Raw genomic sequence first — 22853 nt, 5'->3', positions numbered from 1 at the left:
ATTTATTTAATAACTATTTTATGTAAATTAGTTGTAAAGATTAAATAAATCAATCGTTAAATTTACTTCTTCTATTAATAACTCATTCGTAATAAAAAACAGGTAGACTTAACTACCTGCAATCAAATATATCAATCAACATTTTTTACTTTTTTCACCGCTAATATATCTACAAAAAATACTGTTATAACATTATATAAAAGCCAAGTTTTTCTGGAGTAGCTTAAATATACTGGTGTCCATATTGGTGAAAATTTTTCTTTATATGCACGAAGTCCTTCAAAGGAATAGAATTTAAATCCAAATTTATAAACTAAATAGGCAAGTTTTTCTTCTGTGAAACTATTTGAACTTATTCCGACATTGGCAAGGGGAGCCATTCCCAATCCAAATTTTTTTCTGCCTGATTCTTTTTCGATTAAAAATAGATTTAAGAATAAAAATTCCATTACACTTTTAGGAGCTTTTACTCTGTGAAATCTCATTAAATCAATGCTAGACCAAGTTTTTTCTGCATTGGGCATTATATTTGCAAAGGCGACTATCTCTCCTTCTTTTTTAACTACTGCTATCTTTGAATTTTTTATATATTCTTCGCTAAAAAATCCAAGTGAAAATCCCTTTTCTCTTCTGCCATCTAGCCATGAATCTGAAATATCCTTTAATTCTTTTAAAAATTTTTCATTATAAGGTGGATTTAATATTTCAAATTCTATATTTTCTTTTTTAAATCTAGACATTATATTTCTGTGAGTTTTGTGTTTGCTTCCCTCTAAGTTAAATTCTTCTAAGTCAATAGATGCTTTTTCGCCAAACTTTATAAAGCTAAATCCATAATCGTGAAGTTTTATTGTCTGTGATTCTTCTATTTCATAAAAGATTGGACTGTAACCATATATATCAGCTTCTCTTATAAAGCTTTCCATTAGTTTAGCAAAATAATCACTATCTCCATAAGCATCGCCCATTACTATTATTCTGTCTTTAATTGTGGATATTGAAATGGCAGCTTTTTCAATTCCCTCTTCACAATAGTAATATATTTCCTTATCTCCTACTAAGGCAAGTCCTATATCAGAAGTTCCGTCATTTTCTCTTATAATTTTAAGAACTTTTTCACGGTCTAGTGATTCTCCTAATTTCTTTTTTTCTCCCTTTAAATAATTTAAAAGTACAAAATTTATTCCAAAAATTATTAAAAGTCCAATTCCTATTGGAATGAAGTTTTTTTCAAAGGGAATTATAATGAAATCTGATTCATTCTCCATAATAATTGAATAATTAAATGTCACAAGTATTACTGTCAATGTTGAAACTATTAGATAAATTATTCCATCTATAGTTATGTCTTCCATTGAATAGACAAGCTGCTCTCTATAAGGAACTTTTCGAGTAATAAATGTAAGTATCATGCATATTATGAGATAAAATACTTCTATAATTCCAAAGTTTTGTAACAAAAAATATAAAAGTGTGATGATTAAATAAATTAGTGTTATCTTTGTTGCTCTTTTTACCCTTTCTTTATTTGCTCTTCCAAGCAATATAAATCCATATCCTAAAATCAAACTTGGAAATTGATAAATAAGATTTGCACTAGCTGGGCTAAAATCTTTAAGCCATGAAATTCTAGAAAGTTCTTCTGGTGCAACAACAGATACAATCAAAAATATTCCCAGTATATACAGCATAATGGACAAAGTATCATGAGTTAATGATTTTATAATTCTCGAGGGAATCTTGTCTTTTTTCTCATCAAATACTGATCCTATATCTCTTACAAAAAGAGTAAGCCCTAGAATAAATGGTATTATATAATAAAAAATACGATAAATTAAAACCCAAGTTACTACTAAGTCCTTGTCAAGTCCAAGTGATGCAAAGCATGTGATGGCCACTAAATCCATTGAGCCAATACCACCTGGTATAAAGGACAAGACTCCAAATATATTTGCAATTATAAAAACTGAAACAATTGTCATTAATTTCAATTTTATTCCCAATATATATCCAATGCTTGCAAAGAATAGTCCAGCCAATCCCCATTCAAAAAATGATGTTATGGAAATTCTTATTGCGTAATCTTTTGATATTGGTAGTTTCTCATTTTTTAACAACAAAAATAATAAAGTTATTGGATAATATAAAATTCCACCTATTAATATAAGTTTGTAATTTATTAGTATTTCACTTTTTGAAACTATTAAATAAATTGTTGAAATAAGAGACAATACTGAAATTCCAGTGAAATTAAATAAAAATGACTTTATTAAAAATTTAAGAAGTGATTTTGCTTCTTTATCTTCTCCAAAATATTTCATTCTAAGTCCAATATTTATAATTCCGCCAAAGCCTATTAAGTTGTTAAATGAATTAATGATAATACTTTTCTTAGCAATATCTAATTTTCTTCTATTCATATTCCAATGTTTGTTAAGCGAAAAATCATAATTTAGCATTGGACTAAATGCTATAAACCCCATAACTAGAAGCAAAATAATATTAATTGGTCCTAAATCATAAAACAATTTTGAAATCTCTTCTACAGAAATTTCTTTCTTGAGTTTTGAAAACTCAAAAATTATTAAAATTACTACGCCTATTGTAAAAACTGGCTTTACATATTTGATTATCTTATTTATAAATTTCATATTTTCCCTACTTAAAATTTAAATGATTTATTATTCTAAAATATATTATTGTATTTTTTGTGAAAAAATATTATAATAAGTCAAATTTTTTTCTAAATTAAAAAAAGGCCATGCAAAAGCACAGCCTAATTAAAATTATTATTCAATTGAAAATTTTGAAGCTCCGTCAATTTTTATATTTGAATTATAATATTTTGTAAGAGCTCTAATCATATACTCTACATCTACAACTCCAGCTGTTTCGTAGCTTGAGTGCATTGCAATTTGTGGAAGTCCAATATCTACTGCGTGAAGTGATACTTGTGTATTAGAAAGGTTTCCAAGAGTGGATCCTCCTTGCATATCACTTCTATTTGCAAAGTGTTGAACTGGAACTTCTGCTAAGCTACAAATCTTTTTAAATACTGCTTGAGAAAATGCATCTGATGTGTATTTTTGATTTGCAGCTTCTTTGATTACTATTCCCTTATTCATAAATGTTCTGTTTTCTTCATCTGATTTTTCCTTGTGGTTTGGATGAACTGCATGAGCATTGTCTGCACTTACTAAGAATGATTTTGCAACTGCCATGTGATAATCTTCGTCAGTGTATCCAAGTGATGCATTTATTCTAGTTAATGTGTCATATAAAAGTGTACTCATTGCGCCTTGTTTTGTGTTTGATCCAACTTCTTCGTTGTCAAAACAAGCGTAAACATTTACTGCTTTAGGATTTTCTCCAGCTATGAAGGCTTTAAGTGATGTGAATGAACATTCAAGGTCATCAAGTTTTGGTGTTGATACAAATTCATCTTTATATCCCCAAATTTTTCCCTCTTGTCTATTTACAAGGAATAAGTCTTTTGCAATTATTTGATTTACATTTACTCCAAGATATTCAGCTATCATCTTGTCGTAGTCGCCTTTTTTAAGTTCACCTGCTGAAAATAGTGGTATTAAATCAACTTGTCTATTAAATTTATAGCCATCGTTAACTTCTCTATTCATGTGAATAGGCACATTTGGAATAAGAAGTATATCTTTGTCAATGTAAAGAAGTTTTGAATTAACTTCTCCATTTTCTTCAACTAATACTCTTCCTGCAAGTGTAAGTGGTTTGTCAAGCCAAGTTGAGTCAATCATTCCACCATAGCCTTCAACATTTATTCTTAAATATTCGCCAGGTCCTTCAAGTTCTGGAATAGATTTTACTTTATAAGTTGGTGAATCAGAATGGGATGCTATTAATTGGAAGTGATAATCTGATAATTCTTCTCCAATTTTAAAAGCAATTATACTTGAATCATTTCTAGTTGTGTAATAATTCTTTCCCTTTTCTAATTTCCAAGCTTCGCCTTCTTTTAGCTCTGTAAAGTTTTCTTCATTTAAATAAGATTTAATAGTGTCAATTGTGTGAAACATGCTGGCACTTTTTCTTATATATTCAATTAATTCTTTTGAGCATTCTAAATAATTCATATGACCTCCTAAGGTATAATCAAGTTATTTTACTCCTAGCTTTTCGTCTTCTCTCTTTCTAATCATTGGAAGAATAATTCCAAGTGCAAATAATACAAATGGTGTTACAATGTTTAATGCCATTTGAACTGGGTCATCTGAAATCATACCAAGTGCACAACATGCTGCTGTTACAAAGAAACACCAGAATCCAAAGAATAGCGCAATCCCTTGATTTTTAGTAAAGAAGAATTCTCTGTGGAATTTATCTTGTTGTTTTCTAAGGAATATATAAGCTAAGAATACCCATAGATAACGAAGTGGCATTGTAATTGAGTTAAGTTTTGTAAGTTGTCTTAGAACTGTTGCAGCTCCTGGTACAAGTATTTGTGCAAGAATAATAGAACCTGCTAATACAACTATTAACTTAATACCATTAATATATGCACCATATTTATTTTTCTTTAGAAGTTTTCTTGGAATGTATTTATTTGTTCTGTCATCATCAAGAAGCATTCTAAGAGGTGCGTCAATACTTACTACAAGTGTAGAGAATTGTCCTATTACATTACATAAAGCATAAATAATAAGGATAATATTACCTACTCCATAGTATTCACCTAATTTTTGGAATGCCCAGTATGATCCATTTGCTGCATATGAGTCAAATGTTGCAGGGTCAGAATTTATAATAGCTGGGTCAAACATCATTCCCATTGCAATTGTTCCAAAAATTGCTGAAATAACTACCATTACAGCTGCAAATATCATTGCCTTAGGGAATTCTTTTGAGGAATCTCCTTCCATGTGGTTTACATATGGACTCATCTTTTCAATACCACCTACTGCAAATACAAGGATTGATAAACTTGTGAAGTATTTTAAATCAAATGTTGGTATTATATTATCTAGTGACCAATCAAGTGATAAGTATCCACCATTTGGATTAATTGCTGGTGCTGCAAACATAAGTATTGTGTAAAGAATACCCATGACAAACATACTTGAACCTGCAATTGTTGCCAAGTTCTTTAGTGGATTAATTCCTCTACTTGCTACCCAGCAGAATATTAAGAATACTGCAAGTGTTGCAAGTTGAACATATAGTGATGGAAGTGAGTCATAAACTTCTGCGTTTTGGAAAAACATCCAGCTAAGTGCTTTAAGTCCTCCTGAACCCTTAGATGCAATATATGTGATATGGCATGCCCAATAAGTCCAGCCTGCATAGTATGCCAACTTGTCGCTTGAAGTTGCTCTAATCCATGATGTAACTCCTCCACCTTCGTTTTTGAAGGCAGAACCAAGCTCTCCTACCATAAGAGCGTTTGGGATAAAATAAAGTGCGAACATTAGGATCCATGAAAATATTACTTGGATTCCGTTAAAGAATACAAATCCATTTACAACATTTCCAAATCCCCATAAAGTAGAAAATGCCATGAAACTCAGTGAGTACCATTTTATTTTCTTTTGTGAATCTTGCATAATTGTCTCCTCTCGTAATATTTAATTATTGCTTTGATAACATTTACATTATAAATCTAAAAGAGGTTTAAGTCTATAGATATTGACAATTAAATACAATTTGTAAATTAATTTATATATTTCTTAGAATTTCTTGCTTTTTCTTTAATCTTAGAATTCCAACGATTTTTGGAATTATTTTAACAGTTTTATGTGATGAATTATTGGGATGATAAAGTTTTGAGGAGATTTGAATACAATCCTTTACTACATGTACATTATTTTGTGTTTCTTTTCATGCTTTTTCATTTACGAGGACAGCCCTAAAGGGCAGCCCTCTTCTTCTCAATAAAAAAAGCTTGGATTTCTCCAAGCTTAATTATTAATCTAGCACATAAACTTTTACATTTCTTCTTCCGAATTTTCTAGCTTGTGCATTTGTATTGTAGAATAAATCTATTCTATTTCCCTTAATTGCTCCACCAGTATCTTCTGCTGTTGCATATCCATATGTTGGGAACCCGTCCATTGATTCAATGTATAATTTTGATCCAAGTGGTATAACTCTTGGGTCAACTGCCACTGCTCCAACTCTTGCTCTTGTTCCCATAGCTGTCTTTGAACCAGCAGTTGGGTCATAAGCTGTTGCTTGCATTACAATTACTCTTTTTGCAGATTTTCCATTTGGAGCTTGTGGTGCTTCTTTAGTTCCAACTTCTAAAACTTCTTTAACAGGAGCTTTTGTGATTTCGCTTTTTAGGATTTCAGTTGATTCTAAAACGCCATTTACATAAGTATTCTTAACATCTTCAACTTTTGTTCCAACTTCTCCCTTAGTGATAACTTTTGTTTCACCTTTTAACATATCTGCATTATCACGTTTTTCAGTTTCGAAAGGAATTTCAATATTGTTTGTAATATTTTCTTCTACTACTCTATCAATTTTAATTTCCATTCCTTCAACTGCAACTTCATCAAGATTAGTTGAAATTCTGTCAAGTTTATTTAGTTTAATTCCTAAGTTTTCTAATACATCAGAAACAGTGTATCCGTTAACTTCAGCAATTATTGTTCTATTTCCATCTTTTACATGATATGATTTTGGTGAAGTAACTAATATTTCCATATCATTTGTAAGTTCTTCATCAACTGATGGTGTTACAACATCTTTATTCTTTACTACTATATTTTCTTTTTCAAGAAAATCTCCAACAGTTGCTTCATATGTGAATACTGTTTTTACCTCGCCATTTATATTTAATTTTATGTCCTTACCCATTGTTGTTCTAAAACCCATTGTAAGTAGTGCTGCTAAGGCTAATAAAATTAATAGCGATTTTGCACTTCTAAAATTAATATTTTTCAAAAATATAACCTCCATTTGTTACAAAGTTGTAAATATTGTTACTTTTTTGTAACTTATTTCAATCTTTAAAGAGTATATTAAAAAATATATAATTTGTCAATTTTTCTTTACTTAAATTTTAAAAAAGGCTTGAAATAGCCATTGTTTGTAATTAAATTTTCGAAAAACTTCAGATTTTGAAACAGACTAAAGTGTAAAAGAATAAGCCCCAGCGTTGAAAACTAGGGCTTTGTGATTAAATATTACAATAATATTACAATTTACTTGGATTTTAAGCTTTCTATAAACTTATTAGTCATTTTTGCTGTAAAACCCCAAATTATTTCGTCATCATATTCGTAGAATAGCACATTTTCCTTACCTCTTTTGAATTTATAATTCACACCATTGGGTATCTTGTGGTAAGGAAAATTATTATTTCTATCGACACTTAGTTTAATTTCATAAGCTTCTGGCTCATGTTCAAGTAAAAATTTTAGCGGAACTGTGAAAATTCTTTCAACTTCATCTTCTGAAGGTTTAATTTTATCAAACTCTTCAGTGATAAGTCCAACAAAAGAATAAATTATTGAAGCATAGGGATTTACTAAAAAATCTCCCTCTGAATAAACTTCAATGTCTTTTTTCTTAATTAAAAGTTCTTCGCAAGTTTCCCTTACTGCAGCTTCTTCAGGAGTTTCTCCCTTTTCGATTTTGCCACCTGGAAAAGAAATTTCTCCCGGTTGATTTCTCAAAGTCATTGCTCTTTTTTCATAAACTAAGTGAAGTTCTCCATCTATTTCTATTAGTGGAATTAAAACAGAGAAACTATTTTTTACATCTATTGGAGATGGTTTGTGATTTTGCAGTTTTTTCTTAATTTTTGCTGGACTAAAATTCACTTAATACCTCCTTTGTAAGTTCTTCTACAGTATAAACTTTAAATCTATCTATATTTTTCTTCTTTGCATTTCTCTCAAGGACTTTGTATAATATTTCGTCATATTTAAAATCAAGTGGCAGTTCAAATTCTTCGGCTAACTTAGGAATTATCTTTTCAAATATATTTCTAATAAAAGGTATTTCTGAATTTTCTGCTTCAGCTTGCAAAATGTCGATTAAATACTCTATACTTTCTTCTTCATCAACTCTTTTTATATAGTATTCATCTCCTGCAAGACCTTTTACAGATTTAATTGCATCAAAATATCCTAACTTAATTAGCTCATCTGCCTTTTCTTTGTCAAAGTCCATAGTTCTTCCAAGACTTTTTCTAGGCTCGATTACATATTTAGCACGAGATGTATCAGCAAGTGGTACATTGCTAAGTCTAATTAAGATTATTTCAGTTCCTTCTTCAATCATCTCCATTGGCATGGGAGATGCAAACCCACCATCTAAAAAGTATTTGCCGTGGAGTCTTTTTAGTTTGAAAAATGGCAGATAACAAGTTGCAATTATATAATCTTTTAGAAGTCCCTCTTCAATGTCATCTTTAAACAACCTCTCAACTTTAAAATCAGAAATATTTATTGTGCATATTCCAAAATCTATGGGCGAATTTCTAATTTTGTCTTCGTCTATAAATCTATCAACTAATCGATAAAGTGGATCAGGCGAAATTGTAAGCTCAGGAATTTTTATATCGTGCTTTTGAAGTTTTGCCTTAAGTCTGGAAAATAAATCGTCATTTTCACTGACATTATCTAATTCATTTTTAAAATCTTCAAGATTTAGATTTTTCCATGCATTATAACATTCATAAGCATCTCCCTGACAAATCATAGCTCCATTGAAGGCTCCAATACTTGTGCCAACAATTTTTGAAAATTCAAAACCCATTTCTTCAAGTGCAAAATATGCACCAATTTGATAGGCTCCCTTTGCGCCTCCCCCTTCAAGGACTAGTGCATACTTCATATAGTTTTGCTTTCTAATTCAGATGTACAATGAGGACATCTTGTTGCATTTATTGCAATAGTTGATTTACAGAAAGGGCATTCCTTTTCTTTAGGTGCTGATACTTCTTCTTGTTTTTTAAATCTGGCTGTAACATTTGAGATTTGTCTAATGATAGTAAAAATTACAAATGCGATAATTAAAAAGTCAAATACTGATTGAATAAATGCACCATATTTAACTTCTGCAGTTCCAACAACAATTGATAAATCTTCAAAATTAACTCCTCCAATTAAAATTCCTAGCAATGGAGTTAATATATTGTCAACTAAACTTGATACTATCTTTCCAAAAGCAGCCCCTATAATAACACCGACTGCCATGTCAAGTACATTTCCTCTTGCAATAAAATCTTTAAAGTCTTTAATAAATCCTTTCATTTTTGTTCCTCCTTAATTTGTCGTAGAATTATATTATTTTTTTCGATTAGCTCAAGAGCATAATCGTCGACTCTGTAGGCTTCTCTATAAAAAATCTCAGAGATACCTGCTTGTATAAGTGCTTTTGTGCAATTTAAGCAAGGAAAATGAGTTACATAGGCCTTTGCACCTTTAACAGAAATTCCTTCCTTTGCACAATATAAAAGAGCATTCATCTCTGCGTGAATTGTGGCAATGCAGTGTCCATCACGCATAGTGTGACCCACCTCTGAACAGTGTGGATTGCCAGAGACAGAACCATTGTATCCAGTAGAAACTATTCTATTGTCCTTGTTAACTAAAACACATCCAACAAAAGCCCTATCACAAGTAGAGCGAGTTGCAACCATTCCAGTTATCTCCATAAAATATTCATCCCAAGACTTTCTCATTTTGCCTCCTTCGCAAGTTTGTCAACAAGTTCATTGTATTTAACTCCACTGTGAGCTGCTACTTTTATAAATTCAACTTCAAGAGTCTTTTTAACCTCATCGTAGAACTTTTTATATTCCTTTGTGCCTTCTTTATTGGCTTTCCAATAGCCCAAAGCCCAAGATCTTATGCCTTCATAATCATAGTGCAGATAAATTTTGTCCTTTTTAATTTCCCTTGCATAATCCATTGCCTTCATGGCACCTTTAATTTCTCCAGAAACATTTCTCATTTCAGAATTTTTGAAAAATCTCTTAGAGAAAGAATACTCTTCTAATCCATTATACATGTATACCCCATAAGAGTGACTTTTATCAGAATTTCTATAAGAACCGTCAACATAAACTATGAGTTCGTTTTCATTTGCTTTTTCTCTTTTTTCTTTTTCCTCATTATTTATAAAATTTTCTGCGTCTTTTAAATTACTAAATTTTTTGTAACTTGCACCTTTAAATCCTGTGACTTCTCTTTTACATTCGTCCCAAGTTTTGTAAATGCCTGGATTTCTTCCAACTCTAACTGCGTAATAATTCATAAAACACTCTCTTTCTTATTTGTCATCTTTAGATAACTATTATATAATTAGAATGAAATGAAAGTCTAGAGTTTTGGAGGTATTAAATGAATAGAGAACAATTAGAGAGAATGAAAAATGGCAAGGGCTTTATAGCAGCACTTGACCAATCAGGTGGATCAACTCCTAAGGCACTTTTAAACTACGGAATTAAAGAAGATGCTTATTCAAACGAAGAAGAAATGTTTAATTTAGTGCATGAAATGAGAAAGAGAATTATCACAAATTCTGCTTTCACATCAGATAGAATCCTAGCTGCAATTTTATTTAAAGTCACTATGAATTCAAAAGTGGGGGACAAATACACAGCAGATTATCTTTGGGAAGAAAAAGGAATAGTTCCAATTCTTAAAATCGATGAAGGATTAGCTGAACTTAAAGACGGAGTTCAATTAATGAAACCTTTTAAAGAAATTGATTCACTTCTTGAAAATGCAAAAGAAAGAAATATCTTTGGAACAAAGATGCGTTCAGTAATTAAAGAATTAAATGAAGAATCAATAAAAAAAGTTGTTGACCAACAATTTGAATACGCAGTGAAAATTTCAAATGCAGGATTCGTTCCAATAATCGAACCTGAAGTTGATATTCATGCAGAAGATAAGGCAGAAATTGAAGAAGTTCTTAAAAAATATTTAATAGAAGGACTTGAAAAACTTGATAAAGAAAATTATGTAATGTTTAAGCTTACACTTCCAGAAAAAGAAAATCTATATCACGATTTATTAAACTACCCTCAAACAATTAGAGTTGTTGCACTTTCTGGTGGATATTCTCGTGAAGAAGCAAATGAAAAGCTTAGAAAAAACGAAGACGTAATTGCATCTTATTCAAGAGCATTGACAGAAGGACTTAATGTAGATCAATCAGAAGAAGAATTTACAAAATTAATAGATGAATCAATAGAAGAAAATTACAAAGCCTCTGTTGAAAAATAAAAATAAGATTAAAAAAAGTGTTGGCTCAGTACCAACACTTTTTCTTATGCATTATCTTTTTTATCTCTAAAATTTTTAAACTCTTCAACACAATCTGCAAGTAAAAATGGATTGATTTTCTTTTCAAGACCCATTGTTGAAGGAAGCGTGATTTTATCCTCTTCTCTTAATTTTTTCACTCTTTCATATTCTTTGTTTAGGTCTTCGTTATCAATTACTGTCTTTGCAAACTCAAGATTTGAAAGGGAATATTCATGTGCAGCATAAACCTTTGTATTATCAGGTAGTTCTTTGAGTCTTTGAAGTCCGTCAAATGATGCTTTGTAATCCCTTGTGAAAACTCTGCCGCACCCTGCTAAGAATAATGAATCTCCGCAGAATAGATTTTCATCCATTACATAGGATACATGCTCTTTTGTGTGACCATTTGTAAGAATTACACTAAAAACTTTTCCCAGAACTTCAAATTCATCGCCATCTTTAACATCAACATCATTTAAATCACTTGTCTCTATTGGACCATAAACTTTTGGAGAATACTTTTCTTTAAGTTCAGCTACACCACCTATGTGATCGTTGTGCATGTGAGTGATTAAAATTGCTTCAATTTCTCCATCTCCAACGAAATTAATGACAGGATTTGCCTCACCTGGATCCACTATGATGTATTTGTTATCTATTTCAATTGCCCAAATATAATTATCCGAAAATGCTTTTATTGCTTTAATCATTAAAATCCCCCTTTTATTTATTTTTACTCTTATTGAGGATTTTTAAACAATTTAGTTTGGAAGTGATGTTTGAGGTGTACCCAAGTAAGATGACCGTCCCTTGTTGTCAAATTAAATGTTTATAGTTTAAAATTTTATCAATCAAAAATGAATTATTTCTTAAAAGGGGCTGTCCTCTTCTCAATGTAATCTTATCTTAGTGAGGTGCACAAAAAAGAGGGCTGTCCCTTGCATTTAATTTTATATCTTTAGCTTTAGTTAAATATATATAAGCCAAATCTTTTTCAAATAAAAGGGGCTGTCCTTTTCTTTCAAAATAAGAGGGCTGTCCCTCGTTGTCAAATTAAATGTTTATAATTAAAATTTTATCGATAAAAAATGAATTATTTTTTAAAAAAGAGGCTGTCCTCTTCTCTATGTAATCTTATCTTAGTGAGGTGCACAAAAAAGAGGGCTGTCCCTTGCATTTAATTTTATATCTTTAGCTCTAGTTAAATACATATAAGCTAAATCTTTTTCAAATAAAAGGGGCTGTCCTCAAATTTAGAAATACCCACAGGGCACGCAGCAGTCCCAATACAATTCAATCTTTCTATTTTTCATTGTTTTTTGGGGTTTACTACACATTATGTTTCACTAAGCGAGGACAGCCCCCTTTTTTATCTTTTTGTTTCTTTTTTATCAATTCAATTTTATTCTAATGTTTTTTTATCGACAACAAGGGACAGCCCTCCAGCTCTCTTTTTCTTTTGATGCTGTTTCACTAAGCGAGGACAGCCCCTTTTTTTATCTTCTTGTTTCTTTTTTATCAATTCATTTTTATTCTAATGTTTTTTTATCGACAACAAGGGACAGCCCTCTGAGGCAGTCCCAAACTCCCCACAAACTCCATAAACTCCATAAAAAAAGAACAGCTCTTTCGAACTGTTCTCAATTTTTCTATCATTCGCGACTCCTTCGGAAATGCTTCCTACTCGGTCGAATTTCCTTCAGTACCTGCATAAGATTTTTCATCAGTTCAGGCTCCTTTCAGTCGCCTTTACTGTAAAAACCAAAAAAGTCGCGGCTAGCCACGACTTTTTCTATCATTACATCATTCCCATGCCTGGATTCATTGCTGGTTGTGGTGTTTCTTCTTTTATGTTTGCAACTGCTGCTTCTGTTGTAAGAATCATAGCCGCTACTGATGCTGCGTTTTGAAGTGCTGATCTTGTTACCTTAGTTGGGTCAACAATTCCTGCTTCAATCATGTCTTTGTATTCAGCTTTTGCTGCGTCAAATCCAATTCCTTTTTCCTTAGATTTAACATTTTCAACTATGATTGATCCTTCAAGTCCAGCATTTTCTGCGATTTGTTTTAGCGGTTCTTCTAATGCCTTTAAGATAATATTTGCACCAGTTTTTTCGTCGCCTTCAAGTTCATCTACAACTTTAGCTACTGCATCAATTGAGTCAATAAGAACTGTTCCGCCTCCTGGTACAATTCCTTCTTCAACTGCTGCTCTAGTTGCTGCAAGTGCATCTTCTATACGAAGTTTTCTTTCTTTTAGTTCTACTTCTGTAGCTGCACCTACTTGAATTACTGCAACTCCACCAGAAAGTTTTGCAAGTCTTTCTTGTAATTTTTCTTTATCAAATTCAGAATCACTTTCTTCAATTTGGTTTTTGATGTGGTTAATTCTGTTGTCAAGTTCAGATTTTTCACCTGCTCCATTTACTATTACAGTAAGTTCTTTTTCTACTCTAACCTTTGAAGCAGATCCAAGCATTTCAATAGTTGCTTCTTTTAAGTCTTGTCCAAGATCAGTTGAGATAACTTGTCCACCAGTTAAAATTGCAATATCTTGAAGCATTTCTTTTCTTCTGTCGCCATATCCTGGAGCCTTAACTCCTACAACGTTAAGAGTTCCTCTTAATGAGTTAACTACAAGTGTTGCAAGTGCTTCTCCTTCAATGTCTTCTGCAATAATTAGAAGTGGTTTTGAAGATTGTAAAACTTGTTCAAGTAGTGGAAGGATTTCTTGAATATTTGAAATCTTCTTGTCTGTAATTAAGATATATGGATCTTCAAGTTCAGCAACCATTTTGTCGGAATCTGTAACCATGTAAGGAGATAAATATCCTCTGTCAAATTGCATACCTTCAACTACATCAAGGCTTGTTCCCATTGACTTAGATTCTTCAACAGTGATAACTCCATCGTTTCCAACTTTTTCCATAGCTTCTGAAATAAGCTTACCAACTTGTTCATTAGCTGCAGAAATAGATGCAACTTGTTCAATTGATTCTTTTGAAGAAACTTCTTTAGAGAAATTCTTAACTTCTTCAACTGCTTTATCAACTGCTTTTTGAATACCCTTTTGGATAACCATTGGGTTTGCTCCTGCTGCTAAGTTTCTCATACCTTCTCTAATAATTGCTTGTGCAAGAAGTGTAGCTGTTGTAGTACCATCTCCTGCAACATCATTAGTCTTAGTAGCAACTTCTTTTAAAAGTTGAGCTCCCATGTTTTCAAATTTATCTTCACATTCAATTTCTCTTGCAATTGTAACACCGTCATTAGTGATAAGAGGTGTGCCAAATTCTTTGTCTAAAATTACATTTCTTCCCTTTGGTCCAAGTGTAACCTTAACTGTATCTGCAAGTTTATTAATTCCTTTAATGAGTCCTTTTCTAGCATCTTCTGAAAATTTAATTTCTTTAGCCATCTTATTCCTCCTCGATTTCTTATTCAATTACTGCCAAGATGTCTTGGAACTTAATAATTGTGTATTTTTCTTTGTCAAGTTCAATATCAGAACCAGCATATTTAGAAAATACAACTTTGTCGCCTACTTTTACAAGGCCCTTCATATCTTCATCTGTATCTAGTTTATTTCCTGTAGCAATAACTTCAGCTATGTTAGATTCTTCCTTTGCTGATGATGGAAGAACGATTCCTGATGCTGTTGTTTCTTCTTTTTCTATTTTTTTGATAACTATTTTGTCATCTAATGGTCTAAGTTTCATTTAAGTAACCTCCAATTTCTAAATTAGCACTCACTTAATTCTTCTGCTAACACTTATATATTAACTCATATTTAAAATTTTTTCAAGAGATTTTATATAATTATTAAAGAATTTTGCAAAATAAAAAGGAGCCGTAGCTCCCCTTTATTCTTCTATATCTAAATCAGCAAAACTTTTCTCCACTGGGGAAATTATTATCTTCCCAGTTCCGCTATATGAGTTTACAAGTCCTTCGCCACTTGCTGCTGATCCTATTAATGACTTTCCCGATCTTTTTACTGTAAAGTCAAGAGACTTTGACCAAGCTATTGCAAGGTTGCCATCTATTTTAATCTCGTCATTTTCAAGTTCTATTTCAATAAGCTCAACTCTTGGAGTTCTAGATTCTATTACGAAATATCCATTGCCTGATATTGTCATGTTAAATAATCCTTCTCCACCTGCAAGTGCTGAAGATACATTGCTTCTCATGACAACAGAGTTCTTTAATTTTTCTTCACAAGCTAAAAATAGTCCATCATCTAAGACTACTTCTCCATTAAATTCTTCTGTGTTAAATATTATTAAATGTCTGTAAGTTGGCTCTGATATTACTAGTCCAGTTCCAGCATAAACTGGTTTTACTGCAGATTCTCCAGTAACTGATCCTTTTATAGCTTTTCCAAAGAAATCTCCAACACCTTTTACGCCAGTGTTTGCAGAAACATCTCCCACGCACCACTGCATTGATCCTTTTTGAAGTACAATGTTTGAAATATTTATATCAGAAACAAGTTGCTTTTTTCTCACATTCATTTCTTGTGCAAAATATGATTTCATAGCTGTGTCTGGACTAACTGAAAGGTCTCTTTTGTATTCTATAACCTTAAAAGGTCCCTTTTCTTCAATTACATCTATATCGTCATTGTCGATAAAATTTTTAATTTTAAACATATTTCCTCCTAGAATAGTTTAAGTATAAATCCATAAATTATAGGTATTAAAATTGACGGGATTGCATTTGCAAGCTTGTAGTCCACTAAATTTAACATTGAAAGACAAATTGCAATTATTGTAATTCCACCAGTTCCTGAAATATTTGCTATTACATCAGGCGATAAAATCGGTGCTAAGAATCCTGCAATTAAAACTACTGCTCCTTGATAAATTAAAAGTGAAATTCCAGAAAATGCCATTCCAAATCCCATTGTAGTTGCAAGGAAAAATGCTGAAAGTCCATCGATTGTCGCCTTTGCAAATAATAGGTCATAATCTCCACTTACTCCTGCATCGATACAACCAAGTATTCCCATGGAACCCACGCAAAATAATAAAGATCCGTTAATAAATCCTTCGCTAAAATTAGATTCTTCTCCCTTTACAAATTTTCGCTGTAAGAAATCTGCAAAAGTGTTTAATTTTTCGTCTAATTTAAATAATTCTCCAATTATAACTCCAAGCACAACAGAGATAATTACTATTATTGTGTCTCCCTTTAATGCAGAACTCATCCCAATCACTAGCACACATAGCGGCAAAAATTTCATTATTGATTTTTGAATATTTTCTGGAAATCTGTTACCAAGTAGTGACCCTAAAAGCCCTAAAACAAATACAGTAACTGCATTTATTATTACACCTAACATAATTACCTACTTTCCAAGTTTATTTTCTCTTCCATAATAAAATAAATACTGATTTGCAAAGCCTGCATTTTTGCCAAAAACATCTCTACCTCTTGCTGCGATTTTGCTCTTTGGTGTCACTTCTTTTAGATATAATTCTTCCATAACTCTTTTTATCCAAACATCAACTGGGAAAGATTCTTTTCTATCAAAGGCAAATAAAAGTATACAGTCAGCCACCTTTGGACCAACGCCTGGAAGTTTTTGGAGTTCATTTCTAGCATCTTCAAGCTCCATTTCTTTAATTCTGCCAATAGAAATCTCTCCTGAATTTATAAGCTGTGATGTTTCAACAATTCTCTTGTCTCTAAAGCCTACTCTTGCAAATTCTCGTAAATCTTCAGGTTTTGCTTCTGAAAGTCTTTCTGCACTTGGAAAGGAAAAATATTCTCTATTTTCATCTTCACCTATTTTATCTCCATACATTTTCGAGATAATTTCTATTGCATTTTTAATTCTTGGAATTTGATTATTTGCTGAAATTATAAAGGAGATTATAGTTTCAAAGGGTTCTTGATTAAGTATTCTTATTCCCTTTCCATATTCAGTTGCATTTTTCATATTTTCATCAATAGAAAGGTCTTCGATGACTTTTTTATAATCTCTTTTTAAATCAAAATAATCATAAAAAATTTCATTAAAATCCTTTTCATTTACACCAGTAAGAATTATATCTCTATTGATTTTCTTTGCATTTGAAACTCTGCCATGAGTTATGAAAGTAAAGCTCCCATCATCTTCCTCATGCCATCTAAAGGCTTGACCACAGGTGAAAATATCCCTTGGTTCAAACTCCTCTAGTCCTAAAATTTTTGTATAATCTCTATCGTGTATAACCTGCATAATTCCCCCAATTAAAAAACCTATTATAAAATAATAGGTCACAAGTTTTTCATAAAATAAGAAAGTGTAAGAAGAGAATCATTTAGCCTGATATTTTCAACTACTACGCCACTAGGAGCTTCTAAATCATAGGGTGCAAAATTCCAAATTCCCCTTACACCTGCATCAATTGCTCTTTTAGCAACATCTTCACAAGCTTCTCTTGGCACAGTTATAATAGCTACCTCTACCTTTTCTTCTTCTATATAGTTTTCTAAATCTTCCATTTTTCTTACTTTAATTCCGCTAATGTCATCAATACCGTCTTTTATATCAAAAAGTGAAATCACATTGAAACCAGAATTTCTAAATCCCTTGTATCTTGCAATGGCCTGTCCTAGACGACCTGCTCCAATAACAATTGTATTATAGCTTTTGTCTATACCTAAAATCTTTTCAATTTGGTCTTTTAAATCAATAGTGTTATAACCATAACCTTGTTGACCAAAACCTCCAAAATTATTTAAATCCTGTCTTATCTGTGAGGCACTGTAACCAGTGATTGCACTTAAATCTTTTGAAGAAATTCTTTCAACGCCAGAGTCAATTAATTCTTGTAAGTATCTATAATAAACTGGCATTCTTCTAATGACAATTTCGGAAATATTGCCTGATGATTTTGACAAGGTAACACCTCCAAATTAATATCATTATATCAATGTTTTCATTAATTGTAAATTAAATAACAATGTATTTTACTTACTTATATCGAATTGGAAATTCATAATATAAATAATTAAAAAAATTTATAATTTAATATTAATTTTATATAATTCATCTTATCAATATGTTATTATGTTTATATATAATGAAAGGATTTAACTTTGAATTACTCAGAACTATTAAAATATTTATTTGACATATCCAATTTAAAATTACAAGATATAGCCGATTTATTACATTATGACAAATCATATATAAGCAAGTGGATGAATGGTAAGTCTATTCCATCTATTTCTGTAGCTTCAGATATAAATAATGAATTATCTTTGCTTTTTTCTGAAGTATTATTTTTCTCAGAGAATAAAAATTTAGTATTAGATTTATTACCACCTAAACAAGATTTCTCAACTATGTCTATGTTTAAAAAATATCTCTTTAACTTACTTAACTCTAGATATTTTGAGGAGTTTCACAAAGATAATGGCAATCCTTTAAAATACGAGGGCGACAACTTAGTCGTTATAGGTGAAAAAAATATATTAGATTTTTTATTATCTCTCTTTAATTCAAATATAGATAGAAAAAAATTTGTTATATATTCAACATTGCCACATAAGTTCATGGCAAAAATATTCAATCATATGAATGGACTTTGGTTATTTTCACTTAAATTTCCTATAGAGTTAAATATATTATTAAACTGCACTCATAAAAATAACCAACTTGACGATTCATTCAATTATCTAAAAATACTCGGAGATATTTCTCTATATGATATAAATGTTTTTACTAAAAAAGACAATCAATCATATAGTTATTATTTATATGTTAAAGACGAATTTGTCATCATATATAATGAAATCATAAATGATAAACCCGTTCTTATAACTTTCTCAAAGAATCAAGAACTATTAAAACAATTAAATATTAGCAATAATAAGCTATTTAAACTAGCTAATCCAATATTACAGACTAATGATAAATTCACATATGAAAATTTTTATTATGAAAAAAATTTAAATAAAGATTTAACTTTATTTACATCTTATATTGATGGATGCTTTATTAAACCTTCTGATTTAAAAGATTTATTTAACAAATATAGTATAGCACCTAGTCAATTTAATATGCTAAAAAACACAACTAAACTTCAAGGATATTCCTTTAAAAATACACAGTCGATGATTATAATAAATCTTATCTCTTTATTTTCATCAATCGAAAAAAATAAAATTTCTATTGGACCTTATTATTTACAATTAGATAAAAAAGACTATATTAATTATCTTACTTCTGTCTATAAAATTCTTTCAGAATTAGACAATAAAAAATTTTTTTTGATAGACTCAAATTATATATCTAATTATAACCTAGACTATTTTATGTCATTTGTATTATCTGATAATTGCATTATTTTAAAGAAACTTGATCCTTTTGATAATAAAAGATTTAAATACGTTGTTTCAACTGACGCTTCTGTCATAAGTTTTTTCAAATATATATTGACTTCAATTCATGAAACAAACTATATTAAAGAATCAAAACTTACTGAACTAAAGAATCTTATTTCATCAAAAATAATCTCATTAAATTTGTTAGACAATTAATTTTATTAAGATTTTATAATATATTTTAAAATTACAATTTTGCATATTATAATACCTTTTTATTAATTACAAAATAAACTAAATGAACCTCTCCATTTAGTACTCAAAGATTAAAGCCAAACAAAAAGGAACTCAAAAATTTGAGTTCCTTTTTGTTTGTGTTCATTTAATTATTTTAAATTTTTCCAAGATTCATTAATTTGATTTTCATTTCTTGCAAAATCATGAGAATTAGTAGCTTCTATCATGTCATTGTAATACCATTGATTTTTATTTAAATCAATGAATTTTTTTATACTATCTCTAATTACTGACATCCCTTCTTCATCAACTTTTCTATCAAAAATTGAATTCAATATCTTGGCAGCTTCTGCTCTTGTTATTGCCTTATCTGGTCTGAAAGTATTGTCTGGATATCCAGATATTCTTCCATTAGCAAATGCTTGAGCTATAGCTTCATATGCCCAATATTTTTTATTTACATCTGTAAATGTTGGTTCGCCCTTATTTGCTTTGTCAATATTCTTTATTAATTGTGCAAATTCTGCTCTTGTTATTGGTGCATCTGGTTTGAACGTTCCGTCTTCATATCCTTTCATTATTCCTGCTTTTACCACTGCATTGATTACATTGTTATACCAACTGTTTGTGTCGCTGAAATTTGGTTTTGAATTATCAGTTAAGTCATAATTCATTAATCTTGCAACCATTGCTGCTGCTTCTGCTCTTGTTACACTTCTATTTGGTTTAACTGTTCCATCTTCGTAACCAAAGATATATGCTTTGTGTTCTTTAATTTCTTCAACTGGTTTTGCAACCACTTCTTCTTTTTTATCTAAAGAAGTATTAGCTACAGCATTTACAAATGCCCAATCAGATTTTTTATCATTATTTACTAGATAAGCAAATGGATCTTCTTCAAAGGATTCTCTTTTTTCATATACTGTTTCATACTGTTCTAAAGTATATTCATCATTTCCATCAATTACTCTAACACTTCCATTATCATAAACAATTATTTGAGCATCTTCAGTCAATTGTGGATTTGAAGCTTTTACTGCTTCTCTAACTTTTTCTTTTTCATATGAAGTTAATTCATTTTTGTTTTCTACCTCTGTTAATCTTGGTTTGTTTAATCCATCTGAGGCTTTTGCTGTAACTGTCTTGTCTGGCGTTAGTTCTCCAGTTTTTCCATCTTTTGTTACAGCAACTGAACCGTCATCTTTTACTTCAATGTCATTGTCTGTTAAGCCTAGATCTTCGTTTGCTTTTTTAACTTCGTCTTTTACTTTTTGTTTTTCGTCTTCTGTTAATGCACTTGGATCTTTTACTTCTGTCTTTGATGGTTCTTTTACTTCTAGTTTTGTTGATGTTTCAACGGTCTTTTCTGGTGCTAATTCTCCAGTCTTTCCATCTTTTGTTACAACAACTGAACCGTCATCTTTTACTTCAATGTCATTGTCTGTTAAGCCTAGATCTTCGTTTGCTTTTTTAACTTCGTCTTTTACTTTTTGTTTTTCGTCTTCTGTTAATGCACTTGGATCTTTTACTTCTGTTTTTGATGGTTCTTTTACTTCTAGTTTTGTTGATGTTTCAATGGTCTTATCTGGTGTTAAGCTTCCAGTTTTTCCATCTTTTGTTACAACAACTGAACCGTCATCTTTTACTTCAATGTCATTGTCTGTTAAGCCTAGATCTTCGTTTGCTTTTTTAACTTCGTCTTTTACTTTTTGTTTTTCGTCTTCTGTTAATGCACTTGGATCTTTTACTTCTGTTTTTGATGGTTCTTTTACTTCTATTGTTTGAGTCTGCTTAACTTTAACTGTTGTACTAGCTTGCTCAGAAGTTTCTTTTCCAGCTTTTTCAGCTACAACTATTATTATAGCGCCTTCTTCTAATACTTCACCATCTGGTAAACTTGCTCTCCACTTACCATTTTGGTCTGTACCAGTTCTTGCCTGTCTTCCACTTGGAAATTTAACAATTACTGTAGCACCAGGTTCTCCTATACCTTCAACATCTATTGAATCAGTATAAACATCTTTGATCTCTGGTTTTTTAACTTTTTTATCAGCTGTTGCTACTATTGCCTTTGCTTCTTCTGAAGCATTACCAGCTTTATCTTGAGCAGTAGATTTTACTTCAGTTTCTGGTTTTGCAATGCCAGCTGGAATTGTTACTACGCCTGTTTGTGGATTTATTGTTAATTCTGAACCTTCTGGTAGTGTCCATTCTCCATTTTCGCCTTTAGTTGCAGCAACTGTTCCTTCTACGCCTTTTGAATCTGTATAAGTTATCATTAAAATTTCAGTATCTTCATCAGTTGGTGGAGTTATTGTTACGGTTCCATCATCATTAGCAACTACTTTAGGAGCAGCTGGTGCTGTTGTGTCTTCTTTTGCTTTTATCGTTAGGCTAGAGTCTAATGTTGCAGATTTATCACCTCTTATGATAGTAACAATACCCTTGTCACTTACTGCCACTTGATTATCATTAAGATCTTTATTTGCTTTTTTAACTGCATCTTTAACTGCTTTTTGTTCAGTTTCAGTTAAGTTATTAGGATCTGCAACTTCTACGACTTCAGGATTTTTAGCATAGATTCTATTTATAATATATGCTTGCTTTCCTTCAACTTCCTCTGGAGTTGATGATGATTCATCAAATAAGAATGTGTATCCATCTTCTGTTGCAGGATTTTCTTTATCATATCCTAATGCGACTCTTAGTAATAAAGTCCCATCTAGTCCTGTAGATTTTGAAGCCATTTGGAGTTTATAAATATTAGTAATAGTTACAGTGTTATCAACTTCAACTGTATCCGTTCTAACAAATTCATATCCCGGAATATCAGAAACTCCATCATTGTCTGGTTTATTACCATCTTCTTCTTTTAATTGAATTGTTCTTCCATCTTGAGTTATTTGAACCCATTTTGTTTTATAAGTCTTTCCTTCTGCTTTTGCTACTGTTGCTTTTGCTTCGTCTGATGCTTTCTTTCCATCTTCTTGAGCTTTTGCTTTTACTTCTGCACCTTCTGTTAATTCTTTGTCTGCTGGGACATCTACACTCCAG

General features: G+C 31.0%; 19 protein-coding genes. 2 read left to right on the top strand and 17 right to left on the bottom strand.

Going from position 1 to position 22853, the window contains the following annotated elements:
* Positions 1 to 131: 131 nt before the first annotated feature.
* From mprF to KQI68_RS02375, 9 genes are all read right to left on the bottom strand, one after another.
* Entirely contained in the window at positions 132 to 2651 is a 2520-nt protein-coding gene (gene mprF / locus KQI68_RS02415) for a bifunctional lysylphosphatidylglycerol flippase/synthetase MprF (protein ID WP_216548539.1), read from the bottom strand.
* 138 nt (positions 2652 to 2789) lie between these two features.
* On the bottom strand, positions 2790 to 4109 hold the full coding sequence (locus KQI68_RS02410; RefSeq protein WP_216548538.1) for a M18 family aminopeptidase: 1320 nt from the start codon (positions 4107 to 4109) through the stop codon (positions 2790 to 2792).
* Between the two features lie 24 nt (positions 4110 to 4133).
* Positions 4134 to 5576 (bottom strand): APC family permease, encoded by a 1443-nt coding sequence (locus tag KQI68_RS02405; RefSeq protein WP_216548537.1) that lies wholly within the window; start codon positions 5574 to 5576, stop codon positions 4134 to 4136.
* 361 nt (positions 5577 to 5937) lie between these two features.
* Positions 5938 to 6921: a resuscitation-promoting factor gene (locus KQI68_RS02400; RefSeq protein ID WP_343221642.1), complete on the bottom strand. Its 984-nt coding sequence runs from the start codon at positions 6919 to 6921 to the stop codon at positions 5938 to 5940.
* A gap of 260 nt (positions 6922 to 7181) precedes the next feature.
* Positions 7182 to 7802 carry an NUDIX hydrolase gene (locus KQI68_RS02395; RefSeq protein WP_216548536.1) on the bottom strand — a complete coding sequence of 207 codons (621 nt, stop codon included), beginning with the start codon at positions 7800 to 7802 and terminating at the stop codon, positions 7182 to 7184.
* Complete coding sequence (locus tag KQI68_RS02390; RefSeq protein WP_216548535.1) at positions 7792 to 8820, bottom strand: patatin-like phospholipase family protein; 1029 nt, start codon at positions 8818 to 8820, stop codon at positions 7792 to 7794. Before KQI68_RS02390 ends, KQI68_RS02395 begins: the two co-directional genes overlap by 11 nt.
* Positions 8817 to 9239, bottom strand: coding sequence for a large conductance mechanosensitive channel protein MscL (gene mscL / locus KQI68_RS02385; protein WP_216548534.1), 423 nt, complete (start codon positions 9237 to 9239; stop codon positions 8817 to 8819). Before mscL ends, KQI68_RS02390 begins: the two co-directional genes overlap by 4 nt.
* Complete coding sequence (locus tag KQI68_RS02380; protein ID WP_216548533.1) at positions 9236 to 9670, bottom strand: deoxycytidylate deaminase; 435 nt, start codon at positions 9668 to 9670, stop codon at positions 9236 to 9238. The genes mscL and KQI68_RS02380 overlap by 4 nt, the downstream gene beginning before the upstream one ends.
* Positions 9667 to 10245, bottom strand: coding sequence for a ribonuclease H1 domain-containing protein (locus KQI68_RS02375; RefSeq protein ID WP_216548532.1), 579 nt, complete (start codon positions 10243 to 10245; stop codon positions 9667 to 9669). The genes KQI68_RS02380 and KQI68_RS02375 overlap by 4 nt, the downstream gene beginning before the upstream one ends.
* A gap of 86 nt (positions 10246 to 10331) precedes the next feature.
* On the opposite strand from KQI68_RS02375, the gene KQI68_RS02370 reads away from it, so the two are divergent.
* Positions 10332 to 11222, top strand: coding sequence for a fructose bisphosphate aldolase (locus KQI68_RS02370; protein ID WP_216548531.1), 891 nt, complete (start codon positions 10332 to 10334; stop codon positions 11220 to 11222).
* Positions 11223 to 11266: 44 nt separating this feature from the next.
* On the opposite strand, the gene gloB is transcribed toward KQI68_RS02370, so the two are convergent.
* From gloB to KQI68_RS02335, 7 genes are all read right to left on the bottom strand, one after another.
* Positions 11267 to 11953, bottom strand: a complete 687-nt coding sequence (gene gloB, locus KQI68_RS02365; RefSeq protein WP_216548530.1) for a hydroxyacylglutathione hydrolase — start codon at positions 11951 to 11953, stop codon at positions 11267 to 11269.
* A 1088-nt stretch (positions 11954 to 13041) separates the two neighbouring features.
* Positions 13042 to 14661 carry a chaperonin GroEL gene (gene groL / locus KQI68_RS02360; protein ID WP_216548529.1) on the bottom strand — a complete coding sequence of 540 codons (1620 nt, stop codon included), beginning with the start codon at positions 14659 to 14661 and terminating at the stop codon, positions 13042 to 13044.
* Positions 14662 to 14680: 19 nt separating this feature from the next.
* Positions 14681 to 14962: a co-chaperone GroES gene (locus KQI68_RS02355; RefSeq protein ID WP_216548528.1), complete on the bottom strand. Its 282-nt coding sequence runs from the start codon at positions 14960 to 14962 to the stop codon at positions 14681 to 14683.
* A gap of 144 nt (positions 14963 to 15106) precedes the next feature.
* Positions 15107 to 15895 (bottom strand): AIM24 family protein, encoded by a 789-nt coding sequence (locus KQI68_RS02350; RefSeq protein ID WP_216548527.1) that lies wholly within the window; start codon positions 15893 to 15895, stop codon positions 15107 to 15109.
* Between the two features lie 8 nt (positions 15896 to 15903).
* Entirely contained in the window at positions 15904 to 16587 is a 684-nt protein-coding gene (locus KQI68_RS02345) for a DUF554 domain-containing protein (protein ID WP_216548526.1), read from the bottom strand.
* A gap of 6 nt (positions 16588 to 16593) precedes the next feature.
* The gene (locus KQI68_RS02340; protein WP_216548525.1) at positions 16594 to 17469 is read right to left on the bottom strand and encodes a DNA-3-methyladenine glycosylase family protein; all 876 of its coding nucleotides are present in this window, start codon (positions 17467 to 17469) and stop codon (positions 16594 to 16596) included.
* A gap of 38 nt (positions 17470 to 17507) precedes the next feature.
* The gene (locus KQI68_RS02335; RefSeq protein WP_216548524.1) at positions 17508 to 18134 is read right to left on the bottom strand and encodes a redox-sensing transcriptional repressor Rex; all 627 of its coding nucleotides are present in this window, start codon (positions 18132 to 18134) and stop codon (positions 17508 to 17510) included.
* 198 nt (positions 18135 to 18332) lie between these two features.
* Here KQI68_RS02335 and KQI68_RS02330 point away from each other — a divergent pair, with 198 nt between their 5' ends.
* On the top strand, positions 18333 to 19778 hold the full coding sequence (locus tag KQI68_RS02330; RefSeq protein WP_216548523.1) for a helix-turn-helix domain-containing protein: 1446 nt from the start codon (positions 18333 to 18335) through the stop codon (positions 19776 to 19778).
* A 170-nt stretch (positions 19779 to 19948) separates the two neighbouring features.
* On the opposite strand, the gene KQI68_RS02325 is transcribed toward KQI68_RS02330, so the two are convergent.
* The coding region (locus KQI68_RS02325; RefSeq protein ID WP_216548522.1) for an S-layer homology domain-containing protein at positions 19949 to 22853 on the bottom strand (2905 nt) is incomplete at its 5' end.

It is taken from the genome of Peptoniphilus ovalis, from assembly GCF_018919265.1.
Lineage (GTDB): Bacteria > Bacillota > Clostridia > Tissierellales > Peptoniphilaceae > Peptoniphilus_A > Peptoniphilus_A ovalis.
The sequence above is the reverse complement of the archived record's forward strand: the minus strand, read 5'-3'. Positions and strand labels throughout refer to the sequence as shown.

Excerpts from the sequence above, each read along its gene's own strand:
- mprF (WP_216548539.1), bottom strand. The coding sequence starts at position 2,651 with ATGAAATTTATAAATAAGATAATCAAATATGTAAAGCCAGTTTTTACA.
- KQI68_RS02410 (WP_216548538.1), bottom strand. The coding sequence starts at position 4,109 with ATGAATTATTTAGAATGCTCAAAAGAATTAATTGAATATATAAGAAAA.
- KQI68_RS02405 (WP_216548537.1), bottom strand. The coding sequence starts at position 5,576 with ATGCAAGATTCACAAAAGAAAATAAAATGGTACTCACTGAGTTTCATG.
- KQI68_RS02390 (WP_216548535.1), bottom strand. The coding sequence starts at position 8,820 with ATGAAGTATGCACTAGTCCTTGAAGGGGGAGGCGCAAAGGGAGCCTAT.
- mscL (WP_216548534.1), bottom strand. The coding sequence starts at position 9,239 with ATGAAAGGATTTATTAAAGACTTTAAAGATTTTATTGCAAGAGGAAAT.
- KQI68_RS02380 (WP_216548533.1), bottom strand. The coding sequence starts at position 9,670 with ATGAGAAAGTCTTGGGATGAATATTTTATGGAGATAACTGGAATGGTT.
- KQI68_RS02375 (WP_216548532.1), bottom strand. The coding sequence starts at position 10,245 with ATGAATTATTACGCAGTTAGAGTTGGAAGAAATCCAGGCATTTACAAA.
- KQI68_RS02370 (WP_216548531.1), top strand. The coding sequence starts at position 10,332 with ATGAATAGAGAACAATTAGAGAGAATGAAAAATGGCAAGGGCTTTATA.
- gloB (WP_216548530.1), bottom strand. The coding sequence starts at position 11,953 with ATGATTAAAGCAATAAAAGCATTTTCGGATAATTATATTTGGGCAATT.
- groL (WP_216548529.1), bottom strand. The coding sequence starts at position 14,661 with ATGGCTAAAGAAATTAAATTTTCAGAAGATGCTAGAAAAGGACTCATT.
- KQI68_RS02355 (WP_216548528.1), bottom strand. The coding sequence starts at position 14,962 with ATGAAACTTAGACCATTAGATGACAAAATAGTTATCAAAAAAATAGAA.
- KQI68_RS02350 (WP_216548527.1), bottom strand. The coding sequence starts at position 15,895 with ATGTTTAAAATTAAAAATTTTATCGACAATGACGATATAGATGTAATT.
- KQI68_RS02345 (WP_216548526.1), bottom strand. The coding sequence starts at position 16,587 with ATGTTAGGTGTAATAATAAATGCAGTTACTGTATTTGTTTTAGGGCTT.
- KQI68_RS02340 (WP_216548525.1), bottom strand. The coding sequence starts at position 17,469 with ATGCAGGTTATACACGATAGAGATTATACAAAAATTTTAGGACTAGAG.